The sequence below is a fragment of the Microcoleus sp. AT8-A3 genome, assembly GCF_036705675.1.
In the GTDB taxonomy this organism is placed as follows: domain Bacteria; phylum Cyanobacteriota; class Cyanobacteriia; order Cyanobacteriales; family Microcoleaceae; genus Microcoleus.
Genome location: NZ_JAUBVD010000016.1, coordinates 122,206 through 135,677, shown reverse-complemented (window position 1 = coordinate 135,677; position 13,472 = coordinate 122,206). Strand labels below are relative to the sequence as shown.

Here is a 13,472-nt window from a genome sequence, read left to right as displayed (position 1 = left end):
GGGTCATTTTTTAACGTTATATGCTTGCTATGTAAGCATTATAACCTATTTTTATCGTATTTTATGTTTAAGTCCCGCTAGCTTCATTTGTCTTTCTTTCCTGGCGCCAGCTATTCATTTAGCATATTAACTACTGAAGAGCCAAAAAAAGAGCGATCGCACTTCAACAATAGAAGGGCGATCGCTCTTTCAGCAGCTAAATCAATTTTCACTCGCCTTGGAGTAGGTGATAAGCACCTAAACCAATTGCTATACCTAATACTGCGGGAGCCGCAACAGCAGCAGCAATGGCAACGCTACCACCAACCGTAGCAGCAGCAATACCTCCGCCAACACCTCCAATTGTTGATGCAACTTGTCCTGCTATTCTTCCATTTTTTCGTGCTTCACGTTCGCGTTCAGTCAAAGCTTCATCATCTTCAAGTATCTTGCCAACTATGAAATCAGCAGCTAATCCACTGGCTATGCCACCCACACCTACAATACCAGCAGCCGCTTTACCCGCTACAGCAGGCGCTTGTTTAAGCCCTACATTGATGAGAACTTTAGATATAGGGTCAGCAGATTTAATAGCAGCTTCAGTGGCGATTTTAGTTGCAAACTTGGTTCCTGCGCCAATAGCGCTTCCTTGAACTAAACCAGCAACTCCAGCTTGAGCTTGTGCTACTTGTTCACTCTTATATTTTCCTGTTTTGCACCAATAAGCAAAATGCTCACAATTATTGCTGAAAATGTCATATCTTTTTTCGCCTAACCTGCCCTCTGCTCGTCTGACTACTGAATCATCTGAATAACATTTTCCATACTCCTTTACATTAATTTTGTTTCCTGATGCAAAATCTTTTTTAGAAATACGACAAATTTTTTCACCCCCACGCCTTCCGAAATGAATAACACTATCATCGCCACAGTCGATACCGTGATGAGTGTATCCAACGTGTTGAATGTAGATATGATCGCCTTTTGCCATAGCTTGTAACTACGTGAGGTTCAATAAGTATTGAATATCACAGATAACCAGGCTCAGTCAATACGGGAAAACACTTAGACGCTCTGCAAGAAGTTAAAAATAGTGGCAACAATGATTCAAGATTTATTTAATGGCATTCTAGCGAAATTTTTGAGAGAATCTGCAATTATCTCGATCGCAATTTTTGCAAGTGATGCAATCCTTGGGACGGCGTTCATTTGTTGAAAAAATCCCGGAGGGCGATCGCACATTTTTTACCCTTTGCCCGGTACTAAAAGAGTATGTCCAAACTAACTATTCCCGCCCAAACATAGAAAAAGAAGCCCGATCGCCCTTATAATATCCTTAGTATTGGGAAGCCAAAAACCATGTCACTCACACAAACCCAAGTAACCTATACTGAAGCTGTGGCAAATCTTGATGAACTGTGCGAACAAGTCATCAGCGATCGCGATGCCATCATCATCACCCGCAAAGACGGCGAAAACGTAGCCTTAATTGCCGCTGACGAGTTGGCAAGCTTATTGGAGACATTGCACCTGCTGCGATCGCCCAAAAATGCCGATCGCTTGTTAAGTGCCCTGAAACACGCAAAAGATAGAACAGTCAAAACTCAGACTGTCAGTGAATTATCGGGAACTTAGAAATGTGCGATCGACCTTTTGGTAAAAATTGGGAATGCGCGATCGACCTTTGTTTATTGAATTGACTTTTCAGTCCTCTTTTAGAGGACTTTTGCTATGAGACGGGGGTTTTCAACCCCCGGCGGACTTGCGGGTTAGCGAAGAGATTTTGGCGGCCCAAAAGTGCGATTCCTACGGGATAGCTACGCACGCGCGTACTTTTTCCACATCATTCTCTAATATGGAATCCAATCTAACTTATCGATCCATTCTTCCGCTTCAGTAGTATCCCAAATAAAATGAATTGTTTCTGCCCATCTGCCGATACTTCCACTTGGACGCACCCAAACTAATCCCCAACTTTGTCCCCCAGCCGCCCAATGTTCCTCCAAATGTCCGGGAATACTTTTGCGATTATCCGTCACCAATAATCGTTTCGATGATTCCAAATAAATGAGAATCTCTGGATCTAAAGTTCCGAATGGCGGTGCAGTTGAATCACCCACCCGTAAAATATCTATCTCCGGTTGAAGTTTTAAAACAGCACTTTTGAGCTTAGGTGGCAAATTTTCATCGAGTAAAAAACGAATTTTCACTTCAGGTTGAGTAACTCCTGTTCTCGCTGTGCTTTGATTGCTCTCAAACGCAATGCTAGAGGAGATGGATTAGCCAACCATTCCTGATAGCGTTCTTCCCGCCACTTCGCCAGCCGCAACATATAAGCATCCATCTGCCTCCGATTTTGCAGATAATAAGTTAGCGTCGCGTAAATTTTCTCTAAATTCAAACTTGGTAATTCTTCCAGAATTTGGTCTGGCGAATATCCATCCAAGTAATATTTAATTACATCGTCAATGCCGATCCGATGTCCTTTGATGCGGATGTCATCGGGGTCGAGAAATTCAAAATAGTCTTCTAATTGCATCGGTTAATCTCCGAATACTTAGTTAATCGCATTTTATCATATGGAAAAGGGCGATCGACCTTATATAATAGAAACTTGTTACGATCGCCCTTTATCCCCCTATCATGCTCCAAATCCGTTGCCGTCCCCCCAGCACATCCGTCTCCGTACTCTACTTAGGCCGATCGCACAGCAGCAGATTCAGCAACAATTTCTTCATCTTTCTCACTCAAACCAGTTCCAAATTCAGTGTACTGCCGCACTTGAGGATGCCTAAAACCGAGTACAATATCTTCTTTAGGAACACCGGCGGCCAGTAAATCCGTCGCCACTCCTTCTTCGGTATCATCATATTGAATCCAGATTTTATCGCCGATTAAATTGATGTGGATTGGTGTGGCGTGAAGGTAATTGTCATCATTCCAGCCAATATCCAAAACTAAATATCCTCCCCGTTCATCATCAAATAACAGTTGAGAATGATAGCCGTCAGGTATAGTATTGCGGTATTTAGCGTGTTCCTGAAGTATGCTTTTGATAATTTCTTGGTATCTCAATCGGGTATCCATTGAAGTATTTCCTCACTTTTTACATCAAAAACAATCAGTTTAACAATTTGATTTTTTAATAACACTTGCCCTAGTTCTATGGTAAATACGCTCTTAAAAGCAGGCTTAGGAATAGCAAGATAGAGTTTTCTATCGCTCTGCATTTCATTAAGCACTTGGTGGTAAAGAACGTACTGTCCCAAAGCCTGTTCCAAATCTTTTACATCCGATCGTCCCACAAAACTTTTGACCTCAACAACAATTTTTTAGGTTCCTTTTTCGGCATTAATTAGACGCTCTGCACCCAGGTCGGCAGATAAACGCTTGCGACCAATTTGCAGGGGAAAGGGATCGTGAGTAATTATCCAACCATCTTTTTGTAAGGCACGCTTAACTGTATCGTGATAAATATCTTTAGCTGGCACGCATTAGCTCTCAGGCTAGGAGGATTTACTGTAACCATTATATAATACGTTGAAACTTGTTACGATCGCCCTTTATCCCCCTATCATGCTTCAAATCCGCCGTCGTCCCCCCAGCACATCAGTCTCCGTACTCTACCTCAGCTACCAAATCGCCGTACCCGACGCCGAACCCCAGCACATCCTCGAAGAAATCGTCTGGGAAAAAGAAGCTGAAGTGGCCCAAAAGCGCGATCGCACTCCCTTATCCGAACTTCACAAAAAACTCCCCTTTGCACCGCCTACTCGCGACTTTCTTGCCGCCCTTAAAAACGGCAAAACCACACCCGCTATCATCGCCGAAGTCAAAAAAGCTTCCCCCAGCAAAGGCGTAATTCGCGAAGATTTTGACCCAGTGGCGATCGCCCTAGCTTACCAACAAAACGGCGCCAGTTGCATCTCCGTACTCACAGATGAAAAGTTCTTTCAAGGCAGCTTCGACAACCTCGCTAAAATCCGTGCCGCCGTCGATTTGCCCTTACTTTGCAAAGAGTTTATTATCTATCCCTACCAAATTTATCTTGCCCGGATTCACGGCGCAGATGCTGTATTGTTAATCGCAGCCATTCTATCTGACAAAGACTTACAATACTTTGTTAAAATTGTCAAGACATTGGGCATGACAGCTTTAATAGAAGTTCACACTCTCGAAGAACTCGATCGAGTATTAACCCTAGAAGGCGTCAGCCTAATCGGCATCAACAACCGCAACCTAGCAGACTTTTCCGTCAGCCTAGAAACTACCGGTCAACTATTAGCCGATCGACAAACCGAAATCCAAGCAAAAGGCATCCTCATCGTCAGCGAGTCAGGAATCCACACTCCCGACGACCTAGCTAAACTTGCCACCGCAGGCGCCGAAGCCGTCCTCATCGGCGAATCTCTGGTCAAACAGCCCGATCCGGGTGCAGCTTTAGCCTCCCTTGCCGATCGCCCTCCCAGCCTGTGAAAGGCGAGACCGCTTGACAAAGCACCCTTAATTCTGATAAAAAGTGATTAAGTAGGTAAATAATGAGAATTTCTAGCCTGCATCGACTCAAGCGCTACTGTAAAAAAGAAATAGCACTGAAAGCTATATTGCATAGAAATATTTTGCCAGAAAGCAATTAAATCTATTCTGTAAGCCTGTCGATCGCAAGATTTAGCGTGTCCAACGCCCCCAGCCCCGAATATTCGATCGGCAAAGCAGAGGTTATTGGACGGTTAGAAAACAAATAAAAAATCGGGCATCTAATGTTCACCGTGATGCCTCATGCAATTGCAATGGGGTATCGGTTCGCTGAGGTATGTTAGCTTTCATGGAGCCAATCCCCCTTCCTTCGTACATTCATTATGAATTGCTACTTCAATTGTTAGAGCGCAAAACGATGTTTGCTGTCAGTCCACAATCGCCGCAGCAGCAACAAGTTCACCAACTTATTATTACATTGCGTAAAGCCCTTGCCATTCAAAAGCAATTAGAACAAAGCTGCGAGCGATCGAACTTAGCGGTAGAACATCGCTGGTCTCTAAATGAAATTAACCACAAGGGAGTTAAAAGTTAAAAAACTTAGAGTATCGACGCGACGTATCGTATCGTATTTGATTTATTCTATAGAACTCCCACAGGAAAACTTAGGACAATATTCATGGACAACAAATTAATGCTGATGATTCCCGGCCCGACGCCGGTGCCTGAAGCGGCATTGTTAGCGATGGCAAAACACCCGATGGGCCACCGCAGCAAGGAATTTGACGCGATTTTTGCAGAATGTACCGAAAACTTGAAATGGCTGCACCAAACCAAAAGTGACGTGCTGAGTTTAACGGTTTCTGGTACCGGCGCGATGGAAGCTGGGATAATTAATTTCTTGAGTGCGGGCGATCGAGTTTTAGTCGGATGCAACGGCAAATTTGGCGAACGTTGGGCTGAAGTCGCCGAAGCTTACGGTTTAAACGCCGAAATTATTAAAGCCGAGTGGGGCCAACCTTTAGACCCCGAAAACTTCCGCGAAAAACTAGAAGCAGATACAGAGAAGCAAATCAAAGCTGTCATCATCACCCACTCGGAAACCTCCACCGGCGTCCTCAACGACCTCGAAACCATCAACCGCCACGTTAAGGCCCACGGTGAAGCTTTAATTATGGTCGATGCTGTCACTAGCTTAGGCGCTGTCAATATTCCGATGGACGCTTGGGGCATCGATGTCATTGCTTCGGGTTCTCAGAAAGCTTACATGATTCCTCCAGGTTTGGGTTTTGTGGCCGTCAGTCCCAAAGCTTGGGAAGCTTACAAAACTGCGAAACTGCCCCGCTATTATTTGGATTTGGGCAAATATAGCAAAGACGCAGCCAAAAATACCACTCCTTTTACTCCTCCTGTCAATATGTTTTTTGCCCTGCAAGCATCGCTGCAGATGATGAAAACAGAAGGGTTGGAAAATGTTTTCGCGCGACACAAACGGTTGATGACAACTACTCGCGCTGCTGTAAAAGCTTTAGGTTTGCCGTTGTTTGCTGCTGACGATGCCGCCAGCCCTGCGATTACTTCGGTGATGCCGCCAGAATCCGTAGATGCTCAAAAAGTGCGGACTTTGATGAGAAAGAGATTTGACATTGCTCTCGCCGACGGACAAGACCATTTGAAAGGTAAAATCTTCCGAATCGGTCATTTGGGCTTTGTGTGCGATCGCGATATTCTAGCAGCAATTTCCTCTTTAGAAGTTGTGCTGAGCGAATTGGGTCATGAAGGCTACACTCCGGGGGCCGGCGTTGCCGCGGCTGCCAAATTCTTGGCTGAATCCTAATCTCAGTTGTTAAAGGATTTTAGATTTTGGATTATCTCTAAAATCTAAAATCCTTTTAATATGCTTCGGATAACCAATCAAAGATTTTATCTAACTGTTCGAGAGTGACTAAACCGTATTGCCACAGAACCATCGGCAAGGAATTCGGGTCTCTATCGCGCTGCCGCTGTTTGTTATCGCCGACACGTTCGGCGACAGCAATTGACGCGGGCGAAATTGCCAAATCTTCTTGTAAAAATCGAATCAATCGAGTGTATTTAGCGGGTGCCATGTGATTTCACCTCTAAGTATAGGACACCATTTTCTGATGTGAACCTGATGTTTGTGATGAGTAATAAGCCAGTTTTAAATTTGTCTTGTTACCGTGGATAGCTTTTAAAACGCTATTAGCGGTTGAACTGCCAAACGTAATGCTGAGTGATACTGTAAAGCTAACCTTTCCCAAAAAGTGAAAGGTTTTGCAATTTTGCTGATGTCTGCCCGATCGACTGGTAATCGCGATCGAACCTAAACTGAATACCTCGGCATCTCTGCAGCGCGAATCAGAATAAATTCTGCTACCTAAAACTACTAAACCAAGTTCAGAGTTTAACTTCATCTGCCGAAATGCAGAATCCGCAAATCTACTTCGGCAAAATTAGTTAGATATTTCGATCAAACCCAAAACTGCTACCAGAAGTTAAGTTTGCCAATTACCGCCAATTAACTTGGCTCGTAGCATATTACTTTAGATAGGTTTAGTAGATTTAGCTCGATCGCCAGAACTTCCAGAGAATTTCTTTTCGTGTTGCTACACCTTGAGGCTGAGTATCGTCTCTCAGGATTGGTAACGAGTCGCTGACTCGTCTCATACCTGCGACCAACCATCTACAGCTTCCGGAAACAAGCTCAAGTCCTGACTGACTGAGATCGACATCGTAGCAAATCTTCCGGTGTTTGTACTGAATCTTACATTAATATTCTAATAGATTTTATCAATTTTTGTAAAGTTTCTAAATTTTCTCCGGTATTCCCAAGGCAGGGGGATCTCTGGGCGATGGAAACCGGGGGATTGTTTATCGATCGAGGTTTTCGTTAAAAAACTCGATTTCAATACGATCGCCCTTTTTGACACCGAGTTCAGCAGCCCGCCCGCCCCGGAGTTCAATAACTCGATCGACAGCAGTATTGGGCCCGTAGGTAGGACAAGGATCGGCAGTACAAGGAGGTGCAGAAACTTCGATCGCCTCAACCACCCCATCCCGGACAAAAATCATATCCAGAGAAATCTTGCAATTTTTCATCCAAAAATTGACCCGTCGCGCCGGTTTAAACTCAAACAGCATTCCTCTGTCATCCGGCAAAGAAGTTCTGTACATTAAACCCATAGCCTGCTGTTCCGGTGTTTTCGCCACTTCGAGTTCGATGGGGCGATCGCCTATCCGAGCTCTAGCAGAAACAGGCAGCACTTGACCCGATGTTATCGCCGTAGGAGACTCAGCCGCCAAAATACCAGTAGCACCAGCATTCGCGATCGGTAAAGTCGGCGAACATCCCAGCAAAAATATACTTACTCCAATACCGAGCAAATTAGTTAAATAACTCATAATTATTTTAGATTTTAGATTTTAGATTTTAGATGGGGCATGGGGCATAGGGCATGGGGCATGGGCATTGTTGACTAATGACTAATGACCACTGACTAATGACAAATGACAAATGACTGATGACTAATGACTTCTTCAAGCTTCCCGCATCACATAGCCAACACCGCGCACCGTCTGAATCAAACGCTTTTCGCCCTCATCTTCAATCTTGAGCCGCAGATAGCGGATGTAAACCTCAATTACATTCGACTCACCCAAAAAGTCGTAACCCCAAACATTTTCCAGAATTTGTTCCCGAGTCAGAACCTCGCGGGGATGTTCCATCAAATACTTTAGCAGCTCATATTCCTTCATCGTCAGGTCGATCGCCCGTCCATTGCGTAATGCCCGCCTAGAGGCCAAATCCAAAACTAAATCGCCAAACCTCAATTGTTCGTTGCTGGTGTTATCCGGCTGCAAATACAAGCGCACCAACTGCAAAAATTCCTCAGTGCGGTAAGGTTTAAGAAAATAATCATCCGCCCCAGCTTCCAGACAAGCTACGCGATCGTCAACTGTATCGCGACCGACCAATAGCAGCACCGGCACCCGATTGCCAATACTTCTGAGGTGAGAACACAGTGACAGCCCCGACTCAGCGCCAAGTATGCGATCGATTACAATCAAAGCTGGCTGCAATTCACGGGCTAAATGTTGGCCTGTGGCGGTATTAGAAGCCACTACCGGTTCGTAGCCGGAGGATTTTAAGTCGAGACTCAAGTGTCCGGCGAGAACTTCGTCTGTTTCAACTAGCAGGACACAGGGATTGCGATCGAGAGTAATTGCAGCCATTGAATTGACCGATGGAGACCATAACTGTTCTAGCACGTTATTTGTTATTGGTTATTTTAGTTTTGGACGCACGTCGAGGCCAGAAACCGGGTTTCTTCGTATATCTCTAGTTGAGAAAGCAAAGATTTTTCAGAGAAACCCGGTTTCTTTGGGTAAGTCCTGTGATTTGTTAGTTACAATTCCCGATGCCCTGTTTGCCCCATGCCCTATGACCATCATCGTATTCGGCAGTATCAACATCGACCTAGCAGCAAAAACTCCCCGGTTGCCGCAGCCAGGGGAAACTATCATCGGTAGCAATTTTTTCACAGCCGGCGGCGGCAAAGGAGCAAATCAAGCCGTAGCGGCCGCCCGTCTCGGCACTTCCACCCACATCATCGGCCGCGTCGGCAACGATAAATTTGCTGAAGAATTATTGACAAATTTACAATCTTATGGTTTAAGTACAGACAATGTATTAATAGACCAAAACACTCATTCAGGGGTGGCAATTATCGCCGTAGACGAGACAGGTCAAAATAATATTATTGTGATTCCGGGCGCGAATAACAATGTCGGTGAAGCAGATATAGAACGTCTCAAAAAACTGTTAACAGGAGCTACATCTTTGCTGTTACAGTTAGAAATTCCCCTGGAAATTGTCCAAAAAGCTGCGAAAGCTGCTCGTCAAGCGGGCGTGCGAGTTATTCTCGATCCAGCACCGGCTAGGGCGGATTTGCCACTGGAACTTTATCCGCTAATTGACATTATCACGCCGAATGAAGTGGAAGCGGGCCAGTTAGTCGGTTTTCGGGTGAATGACACCGAAACAGCGATGGTAGCTGCCAAACACTTGCAGGAGCGCGGGGTCAAGAATGTTATTGTCAAATTGGGCGATCGCGGGGCTATTGCTGTTACGGCGGATGAAACCTTTTTTGTACCGGCTTTTGCTGTGGAGGCGATCGATACTGTGGCTGCTGGCGATGCTTTTAACGGCGGTTTGGCCTCTGCATTAGATGCCAGTCTTTCCTTGTCAGAGGCGGTGCGGTGGGGCGCAGCAGCGGGGGCTCTGTGCACAACTAAAGTGGGTGCTCAAGTTGCTATGTGCGATCGGGCAACTTTTGATAAATTTTTGCAGAATTTAATTTGAATTTGTCAGGTGCCGAAGGCGCACCCTACTTTAACTTGTAAAGCTAATTCGCCGCTGGTTTGCATAATCTCTGTCTGTCCTGTAGTTTAGGGCGAGATAAAGAAGATATTGCCTGTAGGGACACAACTGTCTTCATTGGTATCAACTTAACATTAAACCGATAGTCCGACAGTCCGACAGGGGTTGAAACCCCTGCCTCAAAGCTAAAGTCCTCTCAAGAGGACTGATATCAAATCCGTTAGCATCGTCCTGTATTCATCTCTCTGTTCTCTTCCTCTGCGTTCTCTGCGTACTCTGCGGTTTAATCATTCCAATCCAACCGGACATGATATGAGAATAAAAATTTTTAAACTCATTAGTCCTCATAGCGAGGACTTTAGCTATTAGACAGGGAATTCATTCCCTGGCGGACTTTAACTTTAACCATTCGGGCGCTGAATAATTGTTTCAACTACGCGCCGCTTAACTTTTGGATCGATACCAATCAGCCGCACGTATTCGCCGCCGTGTTCCGCCAAACAAGTTTCTAAAGATGCAACCACATCTTTTTCCTGTGCAGTTTTAATCGTCGCGCAACTTTGCCAAGAACCAGTTTTAAATCGGCGATTATCTGCATATTCCATGCCAATTTTGCAGCCTCTTGCTAACAACTGCTTTACTTGTTCCAATACCTCGGAACTCAGCCGCGCCCCATGACCGTTACCCGCTTCAGAACTTGGCTCTACGTAAGCCTTATAATATTTGGATGACGGGTCGTTTAATTCACTTTGCGTGGGCGCAGCAGGAGGATTGGGGGTTCCTTGAACGTTGAACAGGCGCGATTGGTTGTATTCATCTACTAAGCGCATTTCCTTAATCCGCTTTTGTTGACCCACCATCAAACTACCCATTTCTAATAAATGAGCGAGGCTGAAATTCGGGTTATGGAAATCTGGCGCTGCTTCCAAAGTATTTACCAAACGCTTGGAAACTCGCTCGATTCCTACTTTGTGAATGAATTCGCGGATTTGTTCGTCATAAATGCGCGATCGCAAAGCACTAAAAAAGTCGATCGCCTGATCGGCAAAATTATCGACTAACGCCACAATATCGGTTTTTGACAATTTGTCCGACTCAAAAATTCCCCCAACAATGCCAATTTTATCATCCCGGCTGGGTTCCCAATAAAACTTTTCCATCCGCCCGTCGCGAATCAGCGGCGCGTAAAGCGTAGAAAAATCATTTCCAGTGACAATAATCGGCACTCGGTGCAGCGGCGTACTGTCATAACTTCCCGGTAACTGCACGTTAGTTGGATTATCAGCAATATTCATCAGAGTCGCATTGACCATCTGAGTATTGACAGTATATTGAGTAGTAGTATCGAACCTGCCCGCACCAGCATCCAAATCGTTAATAAAGATGGCGCACATCTCGCCGCGCACGCGAATTTGCTCCGCAGCTTCCCGGTAGCGCAAGCGAATTAAACGCGCCGGATCTCCTGCATCCGGGCTTTCTAATTCCCCACCAGATATCATCACCGGTTCAAAGCCCATCCGCCGAAAAACCAGTTCGGTTTGAAAAGTTTTGCCTTCTCCTTTGCGGCCATGAATTCCCAAAATTAGGGGAACTCTTACCCCGGGCAAATTTAAAAAGTTCTTAGTGACGTGCACCGCAACTTTATCGAGAAAGTTAGGAGAAATGTAATAACTCATCAGTAGATTTGTAAGGGATTAATTGAGGTTACTGTTATGATTTTATGACAAAACTAACAGCCTGCACCGCTAACCTGGATTTTTACCGTACAATCGAGGTCTACATATTATGTGTTAAGGAGCGATTCGTGAGTCCAGAAACCTTATTAAAAGAACCAAGCGTGCAAGCCGAAGCCAGTCTCTTCAGTTCTGAGAGCTTCGACAGCTATGTAATGACAACTTACGGGCGTTTTGCGATCGCCCTAGAACGGGGCCTCGGCTGCCGCGTTTGGGATACCGAGGGCCGCGAATATCTCGATTTTGTGGCTGGTATTGCTACCTGCACTCTCGGACACGCCCACCCGGCAATGATTGCAGCGGTAACTCAGCAAATTCAGACCCTGCACCACGTTTCTAACCTTTATTACATCCCCGTACAGGGCGAGCTGGCGAAGTGGCTTGTAGACCATTCTTGCGCGGACAGAGCCTTCTTTTGCAACTCCGGCGCGGAAGCTAATGAAGCGGCAATTAAACTCGCCCGCAAATACGCCCACGAAAAATTAAATATCTCGAATCCGACAATCATTACCGCCGTTGCGAGTTTCCACGGGCGGACTTTGGCGACAATTACGGCCACGGGACAGCCTAAATACCAGAAGGGTTTTAGCCCTTTGGTTCCCGGATTTCACTATGTGCCCTACAACGATATTAGTGCGATCGAAAGTGCGATCGAGCAACTCGACAAAGACGAACGCCAAGTAGCTGCAATTATGTTGGAAGCGCTGCAAGGCGAAGGCGGAGTTCGCCCCGGAGATATCGCCTACTTCCAGCGAATTCGGGAAATTTGCGACGAAAAAGGCATTTTGCTGATTCTCGACGAAGTGCAAGTCGGGATGGGACGCAGTGGCAAATACTGGGGCTACGAAAACCTCGGCATTGAACCGGATATCTTTACATCTGCCAAAGGATTGGGCGGCGGTATCCCGATCGGCGCTATGCTGTGCAAATCTGCCTGCGATGTATTTGAACCGGGAAGTCACGCCAGCACTTTCGGCGGCAATCCTTTTGCTTGCGCTGTAGCTTTGTGCGTTTGCCAAACTTTGGAACGGGAAAACCTTCTAGAAAACGTGCAGCAGCGCGGGGAACAGTTGAAAGCAGGGCTCAACAAGTTGGCGGCTGAATATCCGCATTTAATTGCCGAGGTGCGGGGCTGGGGTTTGATTGTCGGGATGGAATTGCAAGCTGACATCGAACTTACATCCGCTGATATTGTCAAATCTGCCATCGCCGCAGGAGTTTTGTTGGTTCCAGCAGGGCCGAAAGTGCTGAGATTTGTCCCGCCGCTGATTGTCACTGCTGCTGAAGTCGATCGAGCTCTGCAGGCCGTGGAGTCAGCCTTGCGCTCTCAAGCGGTACAGTAAAATCTACGGAGTTGATTTGTGTTAGCTGTAGCGCTGTAACTAACGATTGCCCATTGGTGTCAACTTAACGTCAAACCCATTTATAGACTGATGTTTGACTATTAAGGCCAGATCACCCTGGCGCCTGCCTTAATAAAGGGAGTAGGGGGTGGGACAGGAGTATTCTCTTTCGTCCCCCTTCTTAAGGGGGATTTAGGGGGATCTAGACTTTGCCTAAAAGCGACATTTATCAGGGGTTTCAGGCTTAATTTGATACCAATGGCGATTGCCATATCTAGACCCACTATTCCTCAGAAAGCCGGTTTCTTTACCAGATTTCTCGTTATCACACCCAATAGTTTCCCAGAAATCGGCTTTCTTAGTCTAAAATCTATCAGGGTAAAATTAAACCCGCCCCGCTGCACGTCTGTCGGGGCGGGTTTGTTAAGTTTAAGACTTGTGCCGAAGCCTGTTTTTTTAAGCAAATACGTTGTGGCAATGTGTATGGTGGAAAAATCAGGTTGGTTTAATCCCCTGGGCGACTCGTACCTCCGGTTAGAG

General features: G+C 45.8%; 15 protein-coding genes and 1 pseudogene. 6 read left to right on the top strand and 10 right to left on the bottom strand.

The features are described 5' to 3' along the window. Positions 1–208: 208 nt before the first annotated feature. Positions 209–970 carry a lecithin retinol acyltransferase family protein gene (locus tag QUB51_RS12485; RefSeq protein ID WP_333261740.1) on the bottom strand — a complete coding sequence of 254 codons (762 nt, stop codon included), beginning with the start codon at positions 968–970 and terminating at the stop codon, positions 209–211. A 368-nt stretch (positions 971–1,338) separates the two neighbouring features. On the opposite strand from QUB51_RS12485, the gene QUB51_RS12480 reads away from it, so the two are divergent. Continuing rightward, a complete protein-coding gene (locus tag QUB51_RS12480) occupies positions 1,339–1,614 on the top strand; it encodes a type II toxin-antitoxin system Phd/YefM family antitoxin (protein ID WP_333208845.1) in 276 nt (91 codons plus the stop codon). A gap of 215 nt (positions 1,615–1,829) precedes the next feature. Here QUB51_RS12480 and QUB51_RS12475 read toward each other — a convergent pair whose 3' ends face one another. From QUB51_RS12475 to QUB51_RS12460, 4 genes and pseudogenes are all read right to left on the bottom strand, one after another. After that, positions 1,830–2,189 carry a DUF5615 family PIN-like protein gene (locus QUB51_RS12475; RefSeq protein ID WP_333055074.1) on the bottom strand — a complete coding sequence of 120 codons (360 nt, stop codon included), beginning with the start codon at positions 2,187–2,189 and terminating at the stop codon, positions 1,830–1,832. Further along, positions 2,186–2,518 carry a DUF433 domain-containing protein gene (locus QUB51_RS12470; protein WP_333055073.1) on the bottom strand — a complete coding sequence of 111 codons (333 nt, stop codon included), beginning with the start codon at positions 2,516–2,518 and terminating at the stop codon, positions 2,186–2,188. Before QUB51_RS12470 ends, QUB51_RS12475 begins: the two co-directional genes overlap by 4 nt. 155 nt (positions 2,519–2,673) lie before the next feature. Beyond that, positions 2,674–3,066: a XisI protein gene (locus tag QUB51_RS12465; RefSeq protein WP_333141586.1), complete on the bottom strand. Its 393-nt coding sequence runs from the start codon at positions 3,064–3,066 to the stop codon at positions 2,674–2,676. Beyond that, a pseudogene (locus QUB51_RS12460) lies at positions 3,051–3,470 on the bottom strand (element excision factor XisH family protein). Before QUB51_RS12460 ends, QUB51_RS12465 begins: the two are co-directional and overlap by 16 nt. A gap of 85 nt (positions 3,471–3,555) precedes the next feature. Here QUB51_RS12460 and trpC point away from each other — a divergent pair. The 3 genes from trpC to QUB51_RS12445 all read left to right on the top strand — a co-directional run bounded on the left by trpC (position 3,556) and on the right by QUB51_RS12445 (position 6,292). Beyond that, entirely contained in the window at positions 3,556–4,455 is a 900-nt protein-coding gene (gene trpC / locus QUB51_RS12455; protein WP_333055070.1) for an indole-3-glycerol phosphate synthase TrpC, read from the top strand. Positions 4,456–4,804: 349 nt separating this feature from the next. Continuing rightward, a complete protein-coding gene (locus QUB51_RS12450) occupies positions 4,805–5,050 on the top strand; it encodes a DUF5340 domain-containing protein (protein ID WP_041623669.1) in 246 nt (81 codons plus the stop codon). A gap of 84 nt (positions 5,051–5,134) precedes the next feature. Further along, entirely contained in the window at positions 5,135–6,292 is a 1,158-nt protein-coding gene (locus QUB51_RS12445) for an alanine--glyoxylate aminotransferase family protein (RefSeq protein WP_333055068.1), read from the top strand. Between the two features lie 55 nt (positions 6,293–6,347). Here the strand turns inward: QUB51_RS12445 and QUB51_RS12440 are convergent, their stop codons facing one another. The 4 genes from QUB51_RS12440 to nblR form a co-directional block, all read right to left on the bottom strand. Next, complete coding sequence (locus tag QUB51_RS12440) at positions 6,348–6,563, bottom strand: DUF2949 domain-containing protein (protein WP_015179531.1); 216 nt, start codon at positions 6,561–6,563, stop codon at positions 6,348–6,350. Positions 6,564–6,575: 12 nt separating this feature from the next. Beyond that, on the bottom strand, positions 6,576–6,890 hold the full coding sequence (locus tag QUB51_RS12435) for a hypothetical protein (protein WP_333055067.1): 315 nt from the start codon (positions 6,888–6,890) through the stop codon (positions 6,576–6,578). Positions 6,891–7,347: 457 nt separating this feature from the next. After that, positions 7,348–7,878: a DUF192 domain-containing protein gene (locus QUB51_RS12430; protein ID WP_333055066.1), complete on the bottom strand. Its 531-nt coding sequence runs from the start codon at positions 7,876–7,878 to the stop codon at positions 7,348–7,350. A gap of 135 nt (positions 7,879–8,013) precedes the next feature. Then, entirely contained in the window at positions 8,014–8,709 is a 696-nt protein-coding gene (gene nblR, locus QUB51_RS12425) for a response regulator transcription factor NblR (RefSeq protein ID WP_333055065.1), read from the bottom strand. A 208-nt stretch (positions 8,710–8,917) separates the two neighbouring features. Between nblR and rbsK the strand changes: the two genes are divergently transcribed. Next, on the top strand, positions 8,918–9,838 hold the full coding sequence (gene rbsK, locus QUB51_RS12420; RefSeq protein ID WP_333261745.1) for a ribokinase: 921 nt from the start codon (positions 8,918–8,920) through the stop codon (positions 9,836–9,838). 419 nt (positions 9,839–10,257) lie between these two features. On the opposite strand, the gene QUB51_RS12415 is transcribed toward rbsK, so the two are convergent. After that, positions 10,258–11,532: a ribulose bisphosphate carboxylase small subunit gene (locus tag QUB51_RS12415; protein ID WP_333261749.1), complete on the bottom strand. Its 1,275-nt coding sequence runs from the start codon at positions 11,530–11,532 to the stop codon at positions 10,258–10,260. 128 nt (positions 11,533–11,660) lie between these two features. Between QUB51_RS12415 and QUB51_RS12410 the strand changes: the two genes are divergently transcribed. Continuing rightward, on the top strand, positions 11,661–12,932 hold the full coding sequence (locus tag QUB51_RS12410) for an aspartate aminotransferase family protein (RefSeq protein WP_333208840.1): 1,272 nt from the start codon (positions 11,661–11,663) through the stop codon (positions 12,930–12,932). The last annotated feature ends 540 nt before the right edge of the window (positions 12,933–13,472 follow it).